The sequence below is a fragment of the Flavobacterium aquidurense genome (assembly GCF_031458035.1).
GTDB lineage: Bacteria > Bacteroidota > Bacteroidia > Flavobacteriales > Flavobacteriaceae > Flavobacterium > Flavobacterium aquidurense_C.
Genome location: NZ_JAVDXR010000007.1, coordinates 228,193 through 251,310, shown reverse-complemented (window position 1 = coordinate 251,310; position 23,118 = coordinate 228,193). Strand labels below are relative to the sequence as shown.

Below are 23,118 nucleotides of genomic sequence, written 5' to 3'. Positions count from 1 at the left end.
ATGTCACACGGTCACGAGTACGTATCAAATACAAAAAGAATCTGGTTTGTTTTTGGATTACTTTCATTAGTAACTACAGTAGAAGTTATTTTAGGTATTGTAAAGCCAGGAGTGTTAGAGTTTAATCATTTTGTAGGTTTGAATTTGTTGAATTGGGTTTTCTATATCCTGACAATTTTCAAAGCTTATTATATAGTATGGGCATTTATGCACATGGAAGGTGAAAAAAGCAGCCTTAGATGGTCTGTGGTTTCTCCAGTTATTTTCCTAGTTTTATATTTATTGTTTATTCTGTTGACAGAAGGACATTATATTTATGGGGTTTTTAAAGATTCTACTATTAAATGGAATTTTTAACATGATATTAATTCGAAAAGAAGCTCCGTTTAACGGAGCTTTTTTTATTTTTGTACTTCAATAACTTCCGTTAAAATAATGAAAAAAAATATAGTTCTTTTTGTACTTTTCGTTCTGCCGATTGTAGCCTACTTGTTTTTTGCTTCCGGAGTAAACAGTTTTACAAAACTTCCGACAATAACTCCAAAAATTGCTGACTTTGGTAATTGGAAATCGCTAAAAGGCGAAAAAGTAACTCTAAATAATAAAATAACTATTCTTGGTTTTTCAGGTACTGAAATTTTAAAAAACAGAGGAAACTTTTTTAATCTGAACGAAAAAATTTATCAGCGTTACAATGGTTTCAAAGATTTACAATTTGTTGTTATTTGTCCATTGGGAACTGAAAAGGACGCAAAAAAAATCGAAGAATCCTTAGGTGCTTTTACTGATGTATCAGGTTGGCATTTTGTTTTTGCTTCTCCAGAGGAAATCAACACTTTTTATGATCAATTAAAGCTGAAAGGAAAATTGGATCAGAATCTTGGAACAGCGAATGTTTATATTGTAGATAAAGAAAGAAATCTAAGAGGCAGAAAAGGAGTTTCTAAAGATAAAAAAGACGAATACAAGGAAGGTTATGATACTTTTCATCCTTCAGAGCTGAGTAATGAAATGTTAGATGATTTTAAAATCATTTTATACGAATATCGTGCTGCTCTTAAGAAAAATCACAATGCTACAAAAGAACTTTAATCTTTAGAATATGTTTAAAAATAAATCATATATCGGAATTTCGTTTATCATTTTAATCTTCGGAATTTATGCTGTTCCAAAAATTGTTGACAGAATAAAAAATGGAGAAGTCGTAAAAGGAAACCGTTTGGATAATGTCGGTTTAAAAACTTCGAAAGCTGATGCTAAATTATTGACTATTGGTCCGGCTCCTAAATTTGAACTAACCAATCAGGATAATGCCAAAGTTTCAAATGAAACTTATAAAGGAAAAGTATATGTTTTAGAATTCTTCTTTACGACTTGTCCTTCAATTTGTCCAAAGATGAATTTGAGTATGCTTGAAATTGAGAAAACATTTTTTGGGAATCCTAATTTCGGAATAGTTTCTATTACAATTGATCCGGTTCATGATACTCCAAAGGTTTTAAAAGATCACGCAAAATTATTAGGTGCCAAATCATCAAACTGGAATTTTTTAACGGGTGACAGAGCAACAATAATGGATTTGTCTAACAAAGGATTCAATTTGTATGCTGGTGAAAATTCAAAAGTCAATGGAGGCTTTGAACATTCAGGTTTATTTGCTTTGGTAGATAAAGACGGAAATATTCGTTGTAGAAAAGATGATTTTGGAAATCCAATTTTGTATTACGACGGTTTAGATAAAAAAGGAGTTAGAGAGATTCAGGAAGACATTAAAATATTATTAGAAGAATAAAAATGGAAGATCATTCATTAGAAAAAAAATACAATAAATATATTATTGCGGTTTCAATTGTAGTGCCAACTTTAGTTGCAATACTATTCGCAATTAAATTAAAAGATTTTGGGGTTAATGTAGAGCCTCTTTCATTTTTGCCACCAATTTATGCTACAATAAACGGAATTTGCGCTATCGTTTTGGTTTGGGCGGTAATTGCTATAAAAAATGGAAAGCGAAAATTACATGAGCGTTTAATGACTTTAGCTATTGCATTGGGACTTGCTTTTTTGGCAATGTATGTCGCCTATCATATGACAGCTGATTCTACTAAATTTGGAGATCAAAATCATGATGGAATTCTGGATTTGGCGGAGACAGCTAAAATTGGAGCATTGCGTTATGTTTATTTCTTTATTCTTATTACTCACATTTTATTGTCTATCACAATTATACCTTTAGTATTGATTAGTTACGTTAGGGCTCTTGCGCAACGTTTCGACAGACATAAAAAAATAGCTAAAATAACTTTTCCACTATGGTTATATGTTGCCGTGACTGGTGTGGTTGTTTACTTAATGATTTCTCCATACTATGTACACTAAAAATAAAATTACAAAATCTAAAATTCCAAATTCTAAATTCCAAACTCTGATTTTTGGAATTTGTTTTTTCTTTATTGGAATTTCAATGAATGCTCAATGCGCAATGTGTCGTGCGGCTCTTGCGGGAGATTCAAATACAAAAAAGGCTGCAGCTGTAAATGACGGAATCGTTTATTTAATGGTAATTCCGTATTTGCTTGTGGCAGTTATAGGCATCCTGATTTATAGAATGTATCAATCAAAAAAGAAAAAAGCAGTATAAAATTTTATACTGCTTTTTCGTTTAAGTTTCTATTTCAATCCATCAACAGAAACATTTACAGTACCGTTTATTTTTATAAATGCTATGATTGCCTGATTGGTTAGCTGAATTTTATCAAACTGAATATCTTCCATTTTTCCGTTTATAAAAACACCGGGCATCGGTGAGTAATTTTTAAGATAAGCCGCCATATTTTTTTTGCCTTCTTCTAAATTGGGTTGGATGGAATATCGACAACTTTCTTCCATTTTTCTTAAAATGTACCCTTGTCCTAACCAACTTGCTGTACGCATTAACTTACTTTTAGTGTCCAGAACATAATCTAATTTGTCAAAGTAGATTTCTTTAGTTTGCGGATTGTACTGCGGAAATCCATTTAAGTAAAGTGTTCCGTTTATAGAACCTAAAACATCAAGTGCAATAACCATTTTTCCGTCTTTATGCCAAATTGAAACATTTTTTACGGTTACTTTTTTACTTCCGGAACCAAATTCCTGACCTGCAAAATTTTTGGTCATAATTTTAGAAGCATCAATATAGCTTGAAATTGCTGCAATATTAGCCGAAATCTGATTTGGAATTTTGGCAACTGGTTTCAGAACAATTTTACTGGCATTAAATTTAGATTCCGGTTGTTTGCCCACAATGGTTTCCATGTTGCATTTCATTCCCATATCTAATAAAAATAAATCATTTTTTAGTTTAGCGTTTGTCGAATAAACTTCAACAGGAACAATTCTTAACCAGCTTTCGTAAGTATCACTCATCTGGAAAGGTGTGCAGATTTTTTCTAAAGCCGATAGGACATTTGGTTTAAAATCCATTGACTTTTCGATTGCTTCGTCTATTTTCTTTTCAATTTTTGATTTGAAAATAGAAATCGCAGGATTAACTAAATAAGTTATTGGCATATTTTTTCCAAAAACAAGCATTGTCGGACTTTCATTCCAATCAAGAGATTTGAATTCGGTTTTAGTATTCAGTTTCCAGTTTGTTAATGCCACTTCACTTGATAAAGTAATGACTCCGTTTAAATTGAATTCACGCGTATCATAGAGCTCGACACCAAGTTTTTTTGTTCCGATTCTATATCTGATTGTCGCCTTTAAAGGCAAAATGGTCTTGATTTTTTTATCAGGATTTGCAGGATCGTTTTGAATTTTTATTGGAGCCTGTTTCCAGATTTTCATTTCAATATCATCATCTTCGATATTGTTATCGTCATAAATCAAACCATTCAAAATGCTATTTGTTTGATTTTCGATATCATGAAGTTTTACCGTTATGGGCAAGTTGATAAATGATGGACTGGCATCATACACTAATGGACTAGCGTCATCCGGTTCGGGTTTTAAGGTATCTAATTTTTGTGATGTTGAACAGCTCGCTATTAGTGTAAGCGCCGTAAATAAAGGAAGAATTGAGGAAAACTTCATCATTAAGATTTTTTTAAGTGATGCAAAATTAAGAAAACAATTATATTAACTTAAAAAAGTGTAACATTTCATACAGAATTGAGTCTTATTCAAAGAAGATAACGAAATTATTAACGTTTTCTTACCATAATTTACTTAATAAAAATGTTATTATTGTTTTAAAATTTAACAATATCATGATCGAAATCAAAGATTTGCATAAGTCCTATAAGATGGGAAATTCCGAGTTACATGTGTTAAAGGGGATTAATTTCAATATTGCTGAAGGGGAATTAGTCGCTATTATGGGATCTTCTGGATCCGGTAAATCTACACTTCTGAATATTTTAGGAATCTTAGATGAGGCTGATTCTGGTAGTTATATTTTAGATCATACACCAATTAAGAAACTAAATGAAACGATTGCTTCCAGATATCGAAATAAGTTTTTAGGATTTGTGTTTCAGTCTTTCAACCTGATCAATTATAAAACGGCACTTGATAACGTTGCTATGCCATTGTATTACCAAGGCGTAAAAAGAAAAGAGCGTTATGAAATTGCCATGAAATATTTAGAAAAAGTTGGTTTGGGTTCACACTCACATCACTTACCAAGTGAGTTGTCCGGAGGTCAAAAACAACGTGTCGCTATTGCAAGAGCATTAGCTTCAAATCCAAAAGTTTTACTTGCAGATGAGCCGACAGGAGCTTTAGATACCAAAACTTCATATGAGGTAATGGAGCTTATTCAAGGAATTAACGATGAAGGGAAAACCATTTTAATCGTTACACACGAACCTGATATTGCAGCAATGTGCAAAAGAAATGTGGTCCTGAAAGATGGATTAATTATCGATGATAAAATGGTAGAACAAGTTAGAGCTTCATCTTATGTTTAATATTGAGCGTTGGCAGGAAATATTTGAAGCAATCTCTAAAAATCGTTTAAGAACATTCTTAACCGGGATTTCTGTGGCTTCAGGTATTTTTATTTTAGTGATTTTGCTTGGTGCAGGCAGGGGGCTCCAGAATGGTATCGAAAAACAGTTTGAACGTGATGCTACTGGTATTATTGTGGCATGGTCAGGTACAACAACTAAGGAATATAAAGGTCTGAACCCAGGCAGACAAGTGCAATTTAGAAATAGTGATTATACAGAATCGGTTCGGAAATTTGATGATAAATTAGAATTAAGAGCTTCTTCTTATGATTTTTGGGGTGGAGCATTTGCATATGGTAAAGAATCCGGAAGTTATCAGTATAGAGGAGTTGATCCCGATTATTCAGGAGTTGAAAATGTTACGGTTGTGCAAGGTAGATTTATAAATGCTAATGATTTGGCTCACAACGAAAAAGTTGCCTGTATTGGGATGAAAGTAAAAACAGATTTGTTCAAGGACAAAGATGCTTTAGGAAAAGAATTCTCAATCAATAAAATTAATTTCAAGGTGGTAGGTGTTTTTACAGATCCGGGAGGTGAGCGAGAAGAAGCAAGGGCGTATTTGCCTAAAACCACTGTCCAAAGAACTTTTGGGGGAGGAGATAAAATCAGTAATATGTTTTTTACAATTAAGAAAACGAAGGATTACGATGAAGCTTTAGCCCAATCTGAAAAATTCACTCAAGATTTGAAAGACTTGTTGAAAAGCAAAAACATAGTTGCACCAGATGATGAAAGTGGAGTTGGTGTCTATAATTCTGTTAAAGATGTTAAACAGTTTTATGATTTAAATTTATATATCAGATTATTCTTTTGGTGGGTTGGTATTTGTACCATTATTGCCGGAGTTGTTGGTGTAAGTAATATTATGTTGATTATTGTAAAAGAAAGAACGAAAGAAATTGGAATTAGAAAAGCACTTGGAGCATCTCCGTTTTCAATTATTTCCATGATACTTCACGAATCCATTTTCATTACCACTATTGCTGGTTTTGTTGGATTATTAGCTAGTTTGTTATTACTGGAATTTGTTGGTCCGATGGTGCAGAGTGAATATTTTCAGCATCCTGAAGTTGATTTCAGTGTAGCATTGACAACACTTGCTTTGCTTGTATTTGCGGGCGCAATGGCGGGATTTTTTCCAGCTTACAGAGCAGCCAAAATTAAACCTATTGTAGCACTTAGAGACGAATAATTATGTTTAAGAAAGATAATTGGGATGAGATTTTACAAGCTTTAACAGCCAATGTTTTCAGAACAACATTAACTGCGTTTGGTGTGTTTTGGGGGATATTTATTTTGGTAATATTGTTGGCAGCTGGTAACGGATTGGAAAATGGTATCAAAAAGGGTTTTGATGGAATCGCGACGAACACCATGTTTATGTGGAGCCAAACGACATCAAAAGCATACAAAGGTTTGCCTAAAACGCGTCGATACGATTTTAGAAATAGTGATGTTGCGGCTTTAAAAGCGGCTCTTCCTGATTTATTGTATGTATCACCAAGAAATCAACTGGGAGATTTTAATGGATCAAATAATGTGGTTCGTGGTACCAAAACGTCAGCGTTTACTATTTATGGTGATTATCCGGAGTTGATTAAACAACAGCCAATGGATATTATAAAAGGACGTTTTATAAATCAGCAGGATATTAATGAAAGAAGAAAAATCGCTGTAATTGGAAAAGGGGTTATCACGGAGCTTTATGGAAAGGAAGAAGAAGCAATTGGAACTTACGTAAAAATAAATGGAATTAATTTCATGGTTGTAGGTGTTTATAATTCTAAGCAACAGGGAGGGAATGCCGAACAGGAACAAAAAAATATTTTCGTTCCGTTTACCACTTTCCAGCAATCTTTTAATTATGGAGACAAGGTAGGCTGGATGGCACTTACGGCTAAAGATGAAACTTCAATAACCGATTTAAAGCCAAAAATTCTTGAATTAATCAAAGCACTTCATTCGATAAATCCTGCAGATGATCGGGCGGTTGGGAATTTCGATTTATATGAACAATTTAATAAGGTACAGAGTCTTTTTAATATTTTAAAAATAATTGCCTATTTCGTAGGAACACTTGTTTTGATTTCAGGTGTTATCGGAATTTCAAATATTATGCTTATTGTAGTTAAAGAACGTACTAAAGAAATTGGAATCAGAAGAGCTTTAGGTGCTACACCAGCGGCTATTCGAGGACAAATTTTATCAGAATCTATTTTCTTAACTATTATTTCGGGTATGTTAGGAATTGCAGTGGCGACAGGAATTATTGCGCTATTAAATTTGGCCTTAGATTCGATGCCGCCAGACAGTAATACCATGTTTGCAAATCCAAGTGTAGACTTGGGAGTTGTATTTGTAGCATTATTAATATTAGTAGGGTCAGGTTTGCTGGCAGGGTTTATTCCGGCTCAAACTGCAATAAATGTAAAGCCGGTGGATGCTTTACGAACTGAATAATTATCAATCAAAATATAATCGATTAAACCAAAACAAAATGAAAAAAGGAGTAACCGTAACCATTTTAATCTTTATTGCTGTAGTTTTCTTTGGCGCACTATATTATTTGTATGCTAAAAATCAAGAATCTCCAATTGTATTTAAAACTGAAAAAGCAGAGATTAAAACAATCGTAAAAAACACCATTGCGACAGGTAATATTCAACCTGATGAAGAGGTTTTAATCAAGCCAAACATCTCAGGTATTATTGAAGAAGTATACATCAAAGCTGGAGAAAAAATCAAAGCTGGCGACATGATTGCCAAGATTAGAGTTGTTGCAAACGTTTCAAATGTCAGCAGCACACAAAATCAGGTACAAACTGCTAAAATCGCATTAGATAATCAGGAGAAAATCTTTAAAAGACAAAAAACATTGTTCGATAAAGACGTTATATCTGCGAATGATTTTGATGCAGCGCAATTAGCGTATACACAGGCGAAACAAAATTATGTTGCTGCGAAACAAAGTTTAGATATTGTAAAAACAGGAACAACAACGTCTTTAGGAAGTTATGCTAATACATTGATTCGTTCAACAGTAAACGGGATGGTTTTACAGGTTCCTGTAAAAGTTGGAAATCAGGTTATTGAAAGTAATAATTTTAATGAAGGAACTACAATTGCCAGCGTTGCAGATGTTGGAAGAATGATTTTTATTGGGAAAATTGATGAGTCTGAAGTTGGAAAAATCAAAGTTCAAATGCCAATTGAAATTACTGTTGGTGCGATCGAAAATAAAAAATTTAATGCTGTTTTGACTGATATAGCGCCTAAAGGTGTAGTAGAAAATGGTGCAATTCAGTTTGAGATCAAAGCTTCTTTAGAAAATAGAGATGCTACTTTCATCAGAGCAGGATTAAGTGCAAATGCTTCTATTATTTTAGAAAAAGCAGATAAAGTTTTAACAATAAAAGAATCACTAGTTCAATTTGACAAAAAAACACAAAAACCTTATGTTGAAGTTGAAACGACTCCTCAAAAATTCGAAAGAAAAGATTTAGTTCTGGGCGTGAGCGACGGAATTTATGTTCAGGTTAAAAGTGGCGTTAAAGCTACTGATAAAATTAAAATCTGGAATCAGGGTTTAATCAGTGAAGGGGAGAAAAAATAATTTGAAAGTATAAAGAGTTTTTTGGTTTTAAAAAATGTTAAATTTGCGTAGTTTTTGCTATGCTTTCATTCAAAATATATGAAAATAAATAAATATAATAGTCTTGTTTTTGCCATGCTTTTTGGGTTTGCATTATCAGGCCAGGCGCAAACAAAACAATGGACACTAGAAGAATGTGTAAGATATGCATTAGACAATAATATTACGATAAAATTATCGGAATTAGACGTGCAAAATGCTGATATAGACAAGAAGGATGCTTTTGGTAATTACCTTCCATCGGTAAATGGTAATGCTTCTCATTCCTGGAATATTGGTTTGAATCAAGACGTTACGACAGGACTTTTGCGTAATCAGACTACTCAATACTCATCAGTAGGTTTAAATGCCGGAGTTGATATTTACAGAGGACTGCAAATTCAAAATACATACAGAAGAACGAAGCTTGCTATTGTAGCATCACAATATCAATTGTTGAAAATGCAGGAAGATATTTCGCTAAATGTTGCGAATGCGTTTCTTCAGATTTTATCTTACAAAGAAGATTTAAAAGTAAAAAAGGAGCAACTTTCTATTGATGAAAAACGATTGAAACGTTCTGAAGAAATGGTAAATGCCGGAACAATTCCTAGAGGAGATTTGTATGATCTGAAAGCTAATCTTGCAACAGACCAACAAGCAATTACTGTTTCAGAAAATAATTTATTGATTTCGAAATTAAGTTTAGCACAGCTTTTACAATTAAAAGAATTTGCAGATTTTGATGTCATTGATGATACAAATGCAAAAGATGAAAATAATATCATGGCGCAAAGTCCGATTGATATTTATAACAAAGCAAAAGAAACAAGAACAGAATTAAAACTGGCGCAAACTAATCTGGAAATTGCAGAGAAGAATGTAGCTATTGCAAAAGGCGCATACCAACCTACACTTTCAGGTTTTTATGGCTTTAATACCAGAGCCAGTTATAGTGATAAAGTTGTAGGAGTAGACGGTAGTGGTAATCCAATTTTGGCTGGTCCGGATCCTGTTTTTCAACAGTTTAGTGATAATAAAGGGCATAATTTTGGATTTCAGTTAAATGTTCCAATTTTCAACGGTTTTGCTGTTCGAAATAATGTAGAGCGTAATAAAGTAAGTTTAGAAAAATCTAAAATAGATTTAGAGCAAAAAAGTTTAGATTTGCAACGTAATGTTTATACTGCTTTTACAAATGCAAAAGGAGCTTTAAACACTTATGAATCGGCAACTGTAACTTTAGAAGCAAGGCAACAGGCTTACAATTATGCTAAAGAAAAATATGATGTCGGTTTAATGAATTCATTTGATTTCACACAGGCTCAAACATTGTTAACAAATGCGCAGTCTGATGTTATCAGAACTAAATACGATTATATTTTTAAAATAAAAATACTTGAATTCTATTTTGGAATTCCAATTGTCCCAATTCCAACGATTACAAAATAATTTATTATGTCAAAAAAAACAATTTATTTCTTAGTAGGTGGTGCGCTAGTACTTATTGCAGTTTTAATAGGACTTTCGAAATCAGGAGTAATAGGAAATAAGGATGAAGGAAAAGAGGTTGAGATTTCAAAAGTAGTAGCATCAACTATTATTGAAACCGTTTCAGCTACAGGTAAAATCCAACCAGAAATTGAAGTGAAGCTCTCTTCGATGGTTTCAGGTGAAATTATTGCATTAAATGTAAAAGAAGGTCAGGTCGTTAAAAAAGGAGATTTATTAGTAAAGATAAATCCTGATTTATATACCTCTGGTTTGGAGAGGTCTCAGGCAAATTTGTCTGGTACTAAAGCCAGTTTAACGCAATCTGAAGCTAACTTTAAAGAAGCAAAAGCCAGTTACGAGCGAAATAAAACCTTGTATGACAAAGGCGTAATATCAAAGTCTGACTGGGATAAATCAATTGCTACTTTTGAAGTTGCTAAAGCGACTAAACAAAGTTCTTATTACAATGTGCAAAGTGCATCGGCGACTGTAACAGAAGCTAAAGATAATTTAGGACGTACACTAATTTATGCTCCTGCAGACGGAACAATTTCAGTATTAAATGTTGAATTGGGAGAACGCGTTTTAGGAACACAGCAAATGGCGGGTACAGAACTTATGCGAGTGGCCAACTTAAACAACATGGAAGTTGAAGTTGATGTCAACGAAAATGACATTGTTAAAGTAAAAATTGGTGATGAAGCCAATGTTGAAGTTGATGCTTATCTGAAAAAGAAATTTAAAGGAATTGTAACGAGTATTTCTAACTCTGCAAGCAGCACGCTAACTTCAGATCAGGTTACTAATTTTAAAGTTAAAGTTCGTATTCTAAAAGAATCGTATCAAGATTTATTAGCTGGAAAACCAGATACTTATTCGCCGTTCAGACCGGGAATGACTGCGACAGTTGATATTTTAACAACAACTAAGGCTAATGTTTTGGCAGTGCCTATCAGTTCAGTTGTTGTAAAATCAGATACTGCTGCTGTTAAAAATTTTACAGTTGAAGATCCTAATGAGAAAAAAGTTGCGCCGAAAAGCGATAAAAAATTCGAATGTGTTTTTGTAAAAGTAGGTGATAAGGCTAAAATCAGAATCATTAAAACAGGTATTCAGGATGACACCAATATTGAAGTGATGTCAGGACTAAAATCTGGAGATGTTGTTATAACAGGGCCTTATACGACAGTTTCTAAAGAATTGAATTCTGGTGATAAGGTGAAGCTTAAAAAAGCTGATACTCCAAAGAAATAAATTTTGCATATAATAATCCTTTAAATAATTAGTACTTTGTCTTTTATTCTCAATATCGAAACGGCCACAAAAAACTGTTCTGTAGCAATTGCAAAAAATGGTGAAACAATTTTATGTAAAGAAATTGCAGAAGAAGGATATTCGCATGCCGAAAAACTCCATGTTTTTATCGAAGAGGTAATTGCTGAAGCCGGAATTAGTGTTCAGGATTTGGATGCCATTGCAGTTAGTCCGGGGCCGGGTTCTTACACTGGTTTGCGAATTGGTGTTTCGGCGGCTAAAGGATTATGTTTTGCGTTAAATATTCCCTTAATTGCTGTCGATACTCTACAGACTTTAGCAGCACAGGCAAAAGTTTCTGAAGGCAAAATAATCCCAATGCTAGATGCCAGAAGAATGGAAGTTTACAGCGCTATTTTTAATGCTGATTTAGAAAAAGAAAGACCAATTCAGGCTGAAATTATTACTGAGGATTCGTTTAAAGATTTTACAGAAACATTATATTTTGTTGGCGATTGCGCTGATAAGTGCAAATCCGTTCTGACCAAAGACAACTTCGTTTTTCTGGAAGAAATTAAATACCCATCGGCGAAGGAAATGAGTAAAATCAGTTTTGATAAATACAAAATAAGCGACACGGTAGATGTCGCTTATTTTGAACCTTATTATCTAAAAGATTTTATGATGGCACCTCCATCAAAAAAACAATAAAAAATTATTTTATTTTTGAAGCGTAAAGGGCTGAACAGAGATACCTGCTTCATCTAAAGCTGCTTTGCAATTTTCTAAAGTTTGAGAAAAAACAGCGCCATAATTTTCGTTTTTTGCCCATGGGCGAACGGCAAATTCAACAGAACTGGCACTCAGATTTTTTACGAACACTTCCGGGGCAGGTTTTTTCAACACTTTAGGATTTTTATTTAAAACGTCTAGTAATATATCTTTTGCTTTTTTAATATCTGACTCATAAGATACTGCAAAAGTCAAATCGGCTCTTCTTTCGCCCTGCATAGAATAATTAATAATCGTTCCGTTTGATAAAGCACCGTTTGGTACAAAAACAGTCTGATTGTTGGCATTAATCATTTTAGTTACAAAAATCTGAATTTCACTTACAGTTGCGATGATTCCTTGTGCTTCGATGGTATCTCCAACTTTAAAAGGTTTAAAAAGAATAATCAGCATTCCGCCTGCAAAATTAGAAAGTGAACCCTGCAATGATAAACCAACTGCAAGTCCCATAGATGCCAAAATAGCAACAAAAGAAGTGGTTGGTATCCCAAGTTTGGAAATAAAGGTCACAAAAAGTAAAACACGTAAAGCCCATAATAATATGTCAGCGAGAAATTTAGTTAAAGTAGGATCTAAATTTCTTTGAATCATTACTCGTCTTATGATTCTGTTGATTAATCTTATGGCATATAATCCAATAAATAGAATTATAATTGCTGAAATTAAATTTGGTGCATAACCTACTAATTTGTCAATGAATTGCACGCTATAATTACTAAGTTGTTCAGGACTCATCATGTTTATTGAAAAAAAAACCTTCTCAAAAATGAGAAGGCGTATTAGTGCAGCAAATATAAAGATATTTTTTTATAAGAAAAACAAGTATCTATTCCTTATCTGTAGTTCCGTCAATAATTTCATCTTCAACTTTCTCTTCGATTGTTGCTGCTGTTTCACTTGCATCAACAACAGTTTCCGATGTGTTTTTTTTTGTATCGCTGGTTAAATCGCTTGCTTTTTCTTTTACAGAATCGATAACATCACTTATAGAATCAGTAGCTTTTTCAACATATTCACTTACAATATCTTTTGCCTGATCTGCATATTCAACAGCGCTATCAATTATTGGTTCTGAAGCTTCTTTCGCTTTTGCGATTGTTTCTTCTGCAAAAGTTTCTGCTTTTTCGATATAAGGATTAGCAGCTTCTTTTGCTTGCTCAAAAGTACTTTCAGCATGATTAGCTAAGTCTGTTGCAGATTCTTTGGCCGAGCCAAATAAATTCTTGAAAAATGAAGATAATCCCATAGTTTTAATTGTTGATTGGTTAAGATTACAATATTAAACTTTTTTACAGAATTATAGTGTTATAGTTGGAATAATTTATTGAAAATTAAGTAGATACAATCTATAAAAATAGCGTTCACCAGTGGCGAACGCTTTTCAAATTTCGTGAAATTATTATTTATGCATTCAAAGCTTCAACTTTAATGCCTTCATCGTTCAACATGCTTTTTAACATGTTTTCGATACCGCTTTTCAAAGTAAAAGTAGATGACGGGCAACCACTGCAAGCACCCTGTAAAATTACTTTAACTGTCTTGTCATCTTCATTGTAAGAATCAAAAGCAATATTTCCTCCGTCAGCGGCAACCGCCGGCTTTACATATTCTTCTAATATATTGATGATTTGTTGTGAAGTTACATCGAGCTTATCAAAAGCCTCATCTTTAGTGATGTCATTTTTTGCCGCAACTTCAATTAAGCTCTCATCCAAAACAGTTCCTCCGTTTTCGATAAATTGTTTGATAAATGTTCTTACTTCTAAAGTAATTTCATCCCAATCGTTAATTTCATATTTGGTTACAGAAATATAATTTTCATCGATAAAAACTTCTTTCACGTAAGGAAATTTGAATAATTCTTTTGCTAAAGGAGAAGAAGCAGTCTGATCGATATTTTTATATTCTACAGGATTCTTTGTCAACATTCTGCTAACCACGAATTTTAAAGCTGATGGATTTGGAGTTGTTTCTCCATAAACCGTAATAGGTTGTTTTTTGCTTTTGTTTTCATCAATTTTAATGATGATGCCGCCTTTGTCTACAAATGCAGCAATTTGCTCAGCAACCGCATCTTGTACATCTTCCCATTCTACAATGCTGTATCTTTCGATAGCAATAAAATTTCCTGAAATATAAACTGTTTTTACAAACGGAAGATAGAATAATTGCTGTGCTATTGGTGATTCTTGTGCTTCATCGATATTCTTGAACTCAAAGTTTTGATTTTGAGTGATGAAATCTTCAAATTCAAACTTTAATATAGTCGGATTTTGAGTTTCTTTTATGGTGATTTTTGTCATGATTGTAATTTTTTACAAATTTAGTAAAGTTATTTTCTACTATTGGCTATATTTGATTATTTAATAAAATAATTAAGATTCTTATTATAACTAATCGGATTAAATTAAGGGTCTATAATTTTTTCAAACAAAGTTGCCTTTATGGAATTTAGAATAAGAGTTTTATTTGTTTTTTTATTAACTTCATTTTACTCTTTTTCTCAGGAGGGTCTGCCTGTTTATTCTGATTATCTATCTGACAACTACTATTTAATCCATCCCTCAATGGCTGGTGCAGCTAATTGTGCAAAAATTAGATTAACTGCAAGAAAACAATGGTTTGGTCAGGACGATGCTCCCGAACTTCAAACACTAAGTTTTAACGGAAGAATCGGCGAAAGATCTGGTGCCGGAATTATTGTTTTTAATGATAAAAACGGATATCATTCTCAAAAGGGAGTGAAACTTACCTATGCACATCATATTATGTTTTCGAGAGATGAAATCGATTTAAACCAGCTTTCTTTTGGTATAAGCGCTGGAATGATTGAAAATCAATTAGATGAAACAACATTTGGGACAACTTTTGACCCGCTTATTTCTGGTCAGATTCAAAAAGATTCTTATTTTAATGTTGATGTTGGTGCTTCTTATAATTATTTGAATTTTTATGCTCACGCCACTGTTCAGGGATTGCTGGAGACCAGAAGAGAATTATACTCTGATTATGAGAGTGATAATATTAGAAAGTTTCTTTTAAGTGCCGGATATGTTTTTGGGAAAAGCGAAAATATTACGTGGGAACCATCAGTTTTGTTCCAATTATATGATCAGACTAAAGAAAAGTCTATCGATCTAAATATGAAAGCTTACAAAAATATGAATTTTGGAAGTTTATGGGCGGCCTTATCATACAGACGAAGTTTTGATGGTGCAGAGTATCTCACAGGGGGTGGAGTTTCATCTCAAAAATTGCAATATTTTACGCCAATTGTCGGAATAAATTATAAGAACTTTATGTTTGCTTACACCTACTCACAGGTGATGGGAGATGTGAAATTTGATACTGGCGGATATCATCAAATTACTTTAGGAATCAATTTATTTTGTAAAAGGGAACGTTACGATTGTAATTGTCCTGCGATTAATTAATTTTTTATGCTGATTAAATCTGTAAACGGAAAATCGCCTCAAATTCCAGAGGATTGTTATGTTGCCGAAAATGCTACTATTGTTGGAGATGTCACTTTTGGCGATTCTTGCAGTGTGTGGTTTAATGCTGTTATTCGTGGTGATGTTCACTTTATTAAAATCGGAAATAAAGTGAATATTCAGGATGGAGCGATTATACACTGTACATATCAAAAACATCCTACTATTATAGGCAATAATGTTTCAATTGGACATAATGCAATTGTTCACGGTTGTACAATTCACGACAATGTTTTGATTGGAATGGGAGCAATTGTAATGGATAATTGTGTTGTCGAAAGCAATGCAATTGTTGCTGCCGGTGCTGTTGTAACGCAAAATACAGTTGTAACTTCAGGAAGTATTTATGCGGGTGTTCCTGGTAAAAAAGTAAAAGACATTGATCAATCTGACTTTGCAGGCGAAATCGAAAGAATTTCAAATAACTACGTAATGTATTCTGGTTGGTTTAAAAACGAAGAATAAACTTCAAATAATTGAAAAAAAGAAATTCCAAATCCCATTAATGTAAACACTATATTGGGATTTGGAATTTCTTTTTTTGGAATTTTTAAAATTATAAATTGATCTTTTCAAAGAAGGTATTTTTATAGCTTTCACTAATAGGAATTCTTTTGTCACTAATCAAAACCTTATTCTTCTGAATAGATTTTACATGCTTAATATTGATGATATAAGACCTGTGAATTCTTGAAAATCCTTTGCTCGAAAGCAAATTTTCCAGTTTTATTAAACTAATTAATGTCAGGGTATATTTATTATCTGTTGTATAGATTTTTACATAATCTTTCAGTCCTTCGATAAATAGAATATCAGAAAAATTCATTTTTACATTCTCATATTCAGCTCTCACAAACATAAAATCTTGCTCTAATTCGGGAGCTGTGGTATTTTCAGAAATGGCCTGAACCGCTGTTGCAGGATTTATAATTTGTTGCGCACGTACGACCGATTTTAAGAAGCGATGGAAAGGAATTGGCTTTACTAAATAATCGACAGCACCAAGATTAAATCCTTCTACAGCGTAATCAGAATAAGCAGTTGTAAAAATGATTAAAGGTTTTTTTTCAATAGTATTTAAAAATTCAATTCCTGAAAAATGAGGCATGTGAATATCTAAAAAAATCAAATCTACATTTGTCTGATTGATAAATGAAACGGCATCAATAGCATTGTTAAAAGTGCTTACTAATTCAAGCGAATCTACTTTTCGGACAAAATCTTCTAATAATTCAACCGCTAAAGGTTCATCGTCTATAATTACACATTTCATCTGTTCAGGATTAGATTGTTAAATTGTTTTTGGCAGTCAAAAGTAGTTTGAAACCAGTAAATTAAGTTTTAAAGTTTTCATAAATTAGTGGTTTGAATTTCATCTAATTTTAAATTTAAATGCACACGGTAATATTGATTATCGTGAGTTATGTATAGTTGATGGGCGTTTGGGTAAAGCAAATCAAGTCGATTTTGAATATTAACTAATCCGATTCCTGAATTTTCGGGATCTTTTTTATAATTCTCAATTGTATTTTCTATCCAGAAATCAAGGCTGTTTTCCAGAATGAAAATTTTGATTTTTACGTGAGCAGCGCCTTTATAATCGGTACCATATTTAAACGCATTTTCAACAAAAGAAATCAGTAATAACGGCTCAATGAATTTGTTTCTGGTGTCACCGTGCACATTTATCACAATATCCTCGATATCATTAAGCCTAAGTTTTTGCAACTCAATATAATTCTGGATATAATTAATTTCTTTTTCTAAAGCCACCGTTTTATTATCAGTTTCATATAGCATATAGCGCATTAGTTCAGATAAGGTCACGATGGCATCAGGAACCAAATCAGATTTTTTGTGTGCCAAAGAATAGATACTGTTTAAAGAATTAAATAAAAAATGCGGATTAGTCTGTTTACGCAAATAAATTAATTCCGTATTCGTTCGATGCGTTTCGGCAATTAATTTGTTTTGTTGATTGTTGTAAAATTCTGTAAGAGTTCTAATTATAGCGCTTATTGTTAGTATTAAAATATAAAAAAAAGAGGGGCCAATTTTAAAAAATAAAGGCTGGGTTCTAGCCATCGCTATTACAGTACCACTTTTAACAAACCCATTTGGACTACGTCGCGTTATTATTTTAAGGGGCAACATATTTGGAGGTCGTACATGATTGAATTCAGGTATGAAATAATTAATCCTGATAGCCATAAAAAGAAGAATAATCATAAAAACAAAAACAAAATAAAGCCAGTATTTTTTTTCTAAAAGTAAGGCTGGTACCAAGTAAAAATAGTTCAGGTAAAACAAGATAATTCCTGTGAGCCATTGTATATAAAAATCATTATTGATTCTGAACGGGCTTTCGTAAAATTGAATTAATGAAGTCAAAATAAAGAAAGTCCATATTATACTATGGAATAAAATTTTGTTGGAACTGGTATTTTTAATGGTATCTAGATTCATTTAGAATTTTATTTTTAATAAAATTAAATCATTTTTTGTTACCGTTGGTGATAAGTCCTGCTTGAGTTTTCCAACTACTAAGTTCCCAACTCTTAATGCGTCTTCCTCAGTTGAAAAACTTTTGGTGTCGTTGATTACAGGTATAATTGATTGTTTGATTATAACTTTTTCCTTACTTGCAATAGAATAACCCCAGCCTGATTTTGTTTTAAATGATTTAATTTTTAAGGATTCTTTTCTACTACAAGAAATCAACACCAAAATAAGTATAAGAAAAGATAAATTCTTCTGGATTTTATTCCAGAAGAATCGTTTTTTGATATTAGTTATCATTATCATTTTGCTCGTCTAAAGGTTTAAATTCCCAGGCATCATCAAAATAAGTTGTGCCAACTCTTCCAAGCATATAGAAACCACGATTATTAATGCTAAACCCAACGGCATCTGTTCTGGTTGCACCTTCCATTGGAGTTCTTTCGGTCCATAAATCGGTAGACGGATTGTATTCCCAAATTGTTTTAATACTTTCGCCACCAACCACGTAGCCTAATCCATTGATGGTAAAACTTGACGCATTGGAACGAACAATTGCATAATCATCATTATAATCACTATCGTCATCTGTATCCTTATCGATGTCACGTTTTCTTGTCCAGACATCTGTTGCGGGATCAAATTCCCAGAAATCCTCCTGATAAACTCCATTGTTAATTCCGGTTGCTAAGTAAGCTTTGTTACCAATTACAAAAACAGTAGCATTGCGTCTTTTGTTTCCGCTAAATCCGTTTACAAGTCTCCATGTATTGGAAAGATCATCATATTGATAAAAATCTTTCAGGTAATTTCCATCATATCCAGTTCCAAAATAAGCTTTTCCACCTACCTGAAATCCTAAGGCAGCGTAACGTCCTGTTCCGGCAAAATCGGCCTTTTGAGCCCAAGTATTACTGATAGGATCATATTGGTAAAAATCTTTTAATTTGTTAGTTCCGTCATAACCAAGACCGATATAGCCTTTTTCATTGAGTGCGAAACTTGAAGCAGAACTTCTTCCTGGTCCGGTAAAATCAGCTTTTTGTTCCCAATAATCCCCATTAGAATTGTAAGCCCATAAGTCTTTCAAGTACTCATCTCCTGTATAGCCCGTCGAAACGTACGCATAATCTCCAATAACAAAACTAGTTGCACTAGATCTGGCAGGACCATCAAATGCTGATTTTTTAATCCAATTTCCAATTAAATCATCATCAGAATCATCGTTGCTGCAACCTATAAAAATAAGAGTCGAAAAGAGCGCCACGATTAATATTCCTTTTTTTAAAGTATTCATAGTGTATTAAATTTATTTATTGTTTGTATTTGATGCCAATGCTTAAAATGTACCCGTTACCAGTATTAAAATCATAGATTTTATGATTGTCATTATCTAATAGATTGTATTTCTTATTGAAATCATAACCTGCTTTAAAATTGAGGAACCAATTGGTATCTACATTTCTTTCATACTCAAAAGCCGAAGTCATTTGCGATAAACTAGTTCTTGAAGCCTTTTCATTTAAATTGATTTTAGAATCTAGATTATAAAACTCCCCGTTAAAGCTATTTGTCAAGTTGAATTTGTTTCGAATATTGTTTGAATATGAAATTTTAGAATCGGGAAAACCAATTACTAAACTACTCGCATTATTAATTTTATAGGTTAAAGCCAGAACAGGCATGAACTTGGGAGATCCAAAAGCCGTTGTTCTGGCCGCTCCAATACTTAAATTTGTATTTGAATTTAATTTCTGACGAACCTCAAAATTTCCTAAAACTGTTACATCAGAAATACCAAAGTTTTCTTGAAAATTCGCAATTGGTGTAAGCTCAAAATTCAAAATTGTTGCGTTTGAAATAGTATGTGAAAATTCAAATTTGTTTTCCAAATGATTAAACTGATCTAAGTCTTCAAATGATTCGGGATTTCCTAATTCGTAATTCACTTTCAAATGAGAATATTCAATAGTATTCGTTAATTTACTTTGGGTGTTTATTTCTTTATTGATTTTGAAATCAATATGGCTCTCGTTATAATTAATTTTATCCGCCGGCTCTGTTTTTAAATTCATACTTGCTGAAAAATTTCCCTGAGCTTTTACATTATAAAATGAAATTGTAAAAAGCGAACATATTAAAATCCTTATTTTCATTACTTATTTATTGGTTCAAAAGTAGGTGGCTAATGTTCCTAAAAAAAAGAAGATATATGTATGGTAGTTTTTGATAGACAAAAGCGGTCTTTTTATAGCTGAATGAAATATTTTGAGCTATTATCCTATTGTAGATGTTTTTTTACTATTTATAGTGAAAAAATGCTGTACTGTATATGTTATAGTGTGGTCCAGAACTGTGCATTTTATATTTGTGAAAAAAATTATTATGCACAAGTTTATATTGATGTTGTTTTTCGCTTTCACGATACTTTCATGTGGTACAGATACTGATGCGGGAGAATTTGTTGTCGGATCTGATTATTTAGCTTTAAATAACAAAGTCCTTTTAATTGATACAGTAACAGTAGATATGTCAACCATAAATTTCGATTCTCTTGTTACTTCGGGTCAGAGCCGAATTTTAATTGGAAACTACGAAGATCCGATTTTCGGAAAAGTAAAGTCTAACAGCTATTTTCAACTTGCTTCTAATATCTATTCTTTAAATAATGATGGATCTGACACAGAAACAACTAATTATGTTTTTGATTCGATTTCCATGATTTTGAAATATGATAACTACTATTATGGAGATACTACAAAAGTGCAGACTTTTGATATTCATCGTCTTACCCAAAAAGTTAAAACGAATATTGATAGTAAAAATTTTTACAATAATTCTGCTTTAACTTATAGTGATGAAAGCTTAGGAAAGATTTCATATAAACCCAGACCAATCGAGAAAGATTCAATTATTATAAAAATGAATGATGCTTTTGGGGCGGCAATTTTTCAAAAAATTAAGAAAAGAGAAATTACAGGCTTTGATAATTTTTCAGAATATTTAAAAGGACTTGTTCTGGTTCCGTCAACTGATGATTCTTCAAGTGTGATTGGTTTTAATGCAGTCACAAGCAAGATAAGATTGTATTATTCAAAATATCAGGCAGATACTGAAGAAACGCCGTACGTAATTGATTTTACAATTATGGATGTCAGTAAACAATTTAATTCGATATCATCAGATAAAACAGGAACCTTATTGCAGAATTTACCAGTTTCGAGTAGTAAATTGTCCACTTCTTCCACGGATCGGGCGGGTTTTATACAATCTGGTTCCGGAGTGGCATGTCGAATAGATTTTCCCAATATCAAACAACTCAAATATATATCAAATAAAGGTGCTATAGTTGATGCTCAGTTGATTTTAAAACCTGTTAATAATTCTTATTCAGAGAAATATCCATTAGCAGACTCTCTAAAAGTATATGTAGGAGATAATTTAAATAGAATTAGTGGCTCTTTGATAAATTCGGCAGGAACGGCTGTGTTTGGTATTTTAAATAAAAAGAGTGACGAGTTTAATGAGAATGTTGGGTATACAATTCCCATTGGTGGATTCTTGCAAAAAGAAATGTGGAAACAGTCTGACTCTAAATACTCTCTGATTCTGACATTGCCCGGAATTTCTAAAACAGTAAACAGAATTGTTTTAGGAGATCAAAAACATTCGAACAATAAAATTCAACTGAAAATTTATTACCTCTCTTATTAAATGAAAAATAAAATAGTTTATTTAAGTTGCTTCATTTTGATGTCGTTGACGTCATTTTCACAAAGTATTTCTAGTTCTCCTTATTCGTTATATGGCGTAGGAAGTTTATATGATTCTGATTTTGGTGTAATTCCATCTATTGGTTCGTCGGGAATTGCGTTGCCGTCATCGACTTTCATTAATAATCTAAATCCATCGTCATTAGGTTATTTGCCTCAAAATCATTTCATGTTTGATATTGGGGGAAAAGCTATCGCAACAATATATCAGAGTGGTTCAAAGACTGAGAATCGTAATAATTTCCAGTTTTCACATTTAGCTTTTGCTTTTCCAGTGACAAAAAATTCTGGTTTTAGTGTTGCTTTGAGACCTTATTCAAGTGCAACATTTAAAATCTCTAATCTGAAATTGCCTTTAGAAAATAGCCAGGAGTATTATTACCTAACTGCAACAGGTTCGGGTGGACTAAATAATTTTGATTTTTCATATGGATATCGATTTGGAAAAAAATTGTCGGTTGGTGCATCTGCCTCGCTTTTGTTTGGAAATACAGTTGATGACCGGAATTTTTTAATATTAAATTCAATTACAAGCATTCATAAAAAAACTAATTATGATGGTTTGCGCGGCACAGTTGGTGCTCAATATAAAATTGATTCGACACTGACAATTGGGACGACGTTTAAAATGCCGGCTAAGATTAAGGCTTCTAAGATTCAAACAGTTGAAACAATCGCAGATGAGGTTGTAACTACGATAGAGTCTGATGTGCCTTCTGATATAGATGATTATTATATGCCTTCAGAGATTGGAGTAGGGGTGAGTAAACGGTTTAAGAATAATTTAAATATGACTTTAGATTATGAAAAGAGCTTATGGGATAATACAAATCAATCAGAGTTATACGGAAATTTTGTAAATCAGGATCGGTTTGCGATTGGGTTTACGTATAGCGCAAAAAAGAATATCCGAAAATATTGGGATCGGGTTCAATATGCAGCCGGGGTAAATTTAAACAACGGATATCTCGAAGTTGATGGTAAGCGTATAAATAATGCGGCTATTTCAGTTGGATTGTCATTACCAATAGAAAACACTTTTTCAGTCTTCAATATCTCCTATTCTTATGGACAAAAAGGAAAGATTTCAGAAAATTTAATAAAAGAAAATTATCATAAAATATCTCTTAATTTGTCACTTGACGGAATTTGGTTTCTTAAACGAAAAATAGAATAGGGGT

General features: G+C 32.7%; 25 protein-coding genes. 16 read left to right on the top strand and 9 right to left on the bottom strand.

What is annotated here, in order from left to right; all coding sequences use genetic code 11:
• From J2X17_RS13335 to J2X17_RS13315, 5 genes are all read left to right on the top strand, one after another.
• Positions 1–357, top strand: a complete 357-nt coding sequence (locus J2X17_RS13335) for a cytochrome C oxidase subunit IV family protein (protein ID WP_310298824.1) — start codon at positions 1–3, stop codon at positions 355–357.
• 78 nt (positions 358–435) lie between these two features.
• Entirely contained in the window at positions 436–1,092 is a 657-nt protein-coding gene (locus tag J2X17_RS13330; protein WP_310298821.1) for a hypothetical protein, read from the top strand.
• A gap of 10 nt (positions 1,093–1,102) precedes the next feature.
• Positions 1,103–1,792 carry an SCO family protein gene (locus J2X17_RS13325; RefSeq protein WP_310298818.1) on the top strand — a complete coding sequence of 230 codons (690 nt, stop codon included), beginning with the start codon at positions 1,103–1,105 and terminating at the stop codon, positions 1,790–1,792.
• A 2-nt stretch (positions 1,793–1,794) separates the two neighbouring features.
• Positions 1,795–2,379: a DUF420 domain-containing protein gene (locus J2X17_RS13320; RefSeq protein ID WP_310298815.1), complete on the top strand. Its 585-nt coding sequence runs from the start codon at positions 1,795–1,797 to the stop codon at positions 2,377–2,379.
• Between the two features lie 85 nt (positions 2,380–2,464).
• Complete coding sequence (locus tag J2X17_RS13315; protein WP_310298812.1) at positions 2,465–2,641, top strand: hypothetical protein; 177 nt, start codon at positions 2,465–2,467, stop codon at positions 2,639–2,641.
• 29 nt (positions 2,642–2,670) lie between these two features.
• On the opposite strand, the gene J2X17_RS13310 is transcribed toward J2X17_RS13315, so the two are convergent.
• The gene (locus tag J2X17_RS13310; protein WP_310298862.1) at positions 2,671–4,077 is read right to left on the bottom strand and encodes a DUF4403 family protein; all 1,407 of its coding nucleotides are present in this window, start codon (positions 4,075–4,077) and stop codon (positions 2,671–2,673) included.
• Positions 4,078–4,253: 176 nt separating this feature from the next.
• On the opposite strand from J2X17_RS13310, the gene J2X17_RS13305 reads away from it, so the two are divergent.
• From J2X17_RS13305 to tsaB, 7 genes are all read left to right on the top strand, one after another.
• Complete coding sequence (locus J2X17_RS13305; RefSeq protein WP_310298809.1) at positions 4,254–4,955, top strand: ABC transporter ATP-binding protein; 702 nt, start codon at positions 4,254–4,256, stop codon at positions 4,953–4,955.
• Positions 4,948–6,192, top strand: a complete 1,245-nt coding sequence (locus J2X17_RS13300; RefSeq protein ID WP_310298807.1) for an ABC transporter permease — start codon at positions 4,948–4,950, stop codon at positions 6,190–6,192. The genes J2X17_RS13305 and J2X17_RS13300 overlap by 8 nt, the downstream gene beginning before the upstream one ends.
• Before the next feature lie 2 nt (positions 6,193–6,194).
• Entirely contained in the window at positions 6,195–7,460 is a 1,266-nt protein-coding gene (locus J2X17_RS13295) for an ABC transporter permease (RefSeq protein WP_310298803.1), read from the top strand.
• A 37-nt stretch (positions 7,461–7,497) separates the two neighbouring features.
• Entirely contained in the window at positions 7,498–8,613 is a 1,116-nt protein-coding gene (locus tag J2X17_RS13290) for an efflux RND transporter periplasmic adaptor subunit (RefSeq protein WP_310298801.1), read from the top strand.
• Positions 8,614–8,691: 78 nt separating this feature from the next.
• Positions 8,692–10,083: a TolC family protein gene (locus J2X17_RS13285; protein ID WP_310298799.1), complete on the top strand. Its 1,392-nt coding sequence runs from the start codon at positions 8,692–8,694 to the stop codon at positions 10,081–10,083.
• Between the two features lie 6 nt (positions 10,084–10,089).
• Positions 10,090–11,379 carry an efflux RND transporter periplasmic adaptor subunit gene (locus tag J2X17_RS13280; protein WP_310298796.1) on the top strand — a complete coding sequence of 430 codons (1,290 nt, stop codon included), beginning with the start codon at positions 10,090–10,092 and terminating at the stop codon, positions 11,377–11,379.
• A gap of 36 nt (positions 11,380–11,415) precedes the next feature.
• Positions 11,416–12,090 (top strand): tRNA (adenosine(37)-N6)-threonylcarbamoyltransferase complex dimerization subunit type 1 TsaB, encoded by a 675-nt coding sequence (gene tsaB / locus J2X17_RS13275; protein WP_310298793.1) that lies wholly within the window; start codon positions 11,416–11,418, stop codon positions 12,088–12,090.
• Positions 12,091–12,099: 9 nt separating this feature from the next.
• Here tsaB and J2X17_RS13270 read toward each other — a convergent pair whose 3' ends face one another.
• From J2X17_RS13270 to J2X17_RS13260, 3 genes are all read right to left on the bottom strand, one after another.
• A complete protein-coding gene (locus J2X17_RS13270) occupies positions 12,100–12,909 on the bottom strand; it encodes a mechanosensitive ion channel family protein (protein WP_310298791.1) in 810 nt (269 codons plus the stop codon).
• 88 nt (positions 12,910–12,997) lie between these two features.
• Positions 12,998–13,417, bottom strand: a complete 420-nt coding sequence (locus J2X17_RS13265; RefSeq protein WP_310298789.1) for a YtxH domain-containing protein — start codon at positions 13,415–13,417, stop codon at positions 12,998–13,000.
• Positions 13,418–13,574: 157 nt separating this feature from the next.
• A complete protein-coding gene (locus J2X17_RS13260) occupies positions 13,575–14,474 on the bottom strand; it encodes a NifU family protein (protein ID WP_310298787.1) in 900 nt (299 codons plus the stop codon).
• A 141-nt stretch (positions 14,475–14,615) separates the two neighbouring features.
• On the opposite strand from J2X17_RS13260, the gene J2X17_RS13255 reads away from it, so the two are divergent.
• Together J2X17_RS13255 and J2X17_RS13250 are read left to right on the top strand one after the other, a co-directional pair.
• Entirely contained in the window at positions 14,616–15,605 is a 990-nt protein-coding gene (locus J2X17_RS13255; RefSeq protein ID WP_310298786.1) for a PorP/SprF family type IX secretion system membrane protein, read from the top strand.
• A 6-nt stretch (positions 15,606–15,611) separates the two neighbouring features.
• Positions 15,612–16,130: a gamma carbonic anhydrase family protein gene (locus tag J2X17_RS13250; RefSeq protein WP_310298784.1), complete on the top strand. Its 519-nt coding sequence runs from the start codon at positions 15,612–15,614 to the stop codon at positions 16,128–16,130.
• Positions 16,131–16,221: 91 nt separating this feature from the next.
• On the opposite strand, the gene J2X17_RS13245 is transcribed toward J2X17_RS13250, so the two are convergent.
• From J2X17_RS13245 to J2X17_RS13225, 5 genes are all read right to left on the bottom strand, one after another.
• Positions 16,222–16,938, bottom strand: a complete 717-nt coding sequence (locus J2X17_RS13245; RefSeq protein WP_310298781.1) for a LytR/AlgR family response regulator transcription factor — start codon at positions 16,936–16,938, stop codon at positions 16,222–16,224.
• A gap of 77 nt (positions 16,939–17,015) precedes the next feature.
• Positions 17,016–18,131: a sensor histidine kinase gene (locus J2X17_RS13240; RefSeq protein ID WP_310298778.1), complete on the bottom strand. Its 1,116-nt coding sequence runs from the start codon at positions 18,129–18,131 to the stop codon at positions 17,016–17,018.
• On the bottom strand, positions 18,132–18,464 hold the full coding sequence (locus J2X17_RS13235; RefSeq protein WP_310298776.1) for a DUF4907 domain-containing protein: 333 nt from the start codon (positions 18,462–18,464) through the stop codon (positions 18,132–18,134).
• On the bottom strand, positions 18,454–19,461 hold the full coding sequence (locus J2X17_RS13230) for a Kelch repeat-containing protein (RefSeq protein ID WP_310298773.1): 1,008 nt from the start codon (positions 19,459–19,461) through the stop codon (positions 18,454–18,456). The genes J2X17_RS13235 and J2X17_RS13230 overlap by 11 nt, the downstream gene beginning before the upstream one ends.
• A gap of 16 nt (positions 19,462–19,477) precedes the next feature.
• Positions 19,478–20,320, bottom strand: coding sequence for a DUF6268 family outer membrane beta-barrel protein (locus J2X17_RS13225; protein WP_310298770.1), 843 nt, complete (start codon positions 20,318–20,320; stop codon positions 19,478–19,480).
• Positions 20,321–20,549: 229 nt separating this feature from the next.
• Between J2X17_RS13225 and J2X17_RS13220 the strand changes: the two genes are divergently transcribed.
• Both J2X17_RS13220 and bamG read left to right on the top strand, forming a co-directional pair.
• Positions 20,550–21,878: a DUF4270 family protein gene (locus J2X17_RS13220; protein ID WP_310298768.1), complete on the top strand. Its 1,329-nt coding sequence runs from the start codon at positions 20,550–20,552 to the stop codon at positions 21,876–21,878.
• Complete coding sequence (bamG, locus tag J2X17_RS13215; protein ID WP_310298766.1) at positions 21,879–23,114, top strand: BamG family beta-barrel-assembly machinery protein; 1,236 nt, start codon at positions 21,879–21,881, stop codon at positions 23,112–23,114.
• The last annotated feature ends 4 nt before the right edge of the window (positions 23,115–23,118 follow it).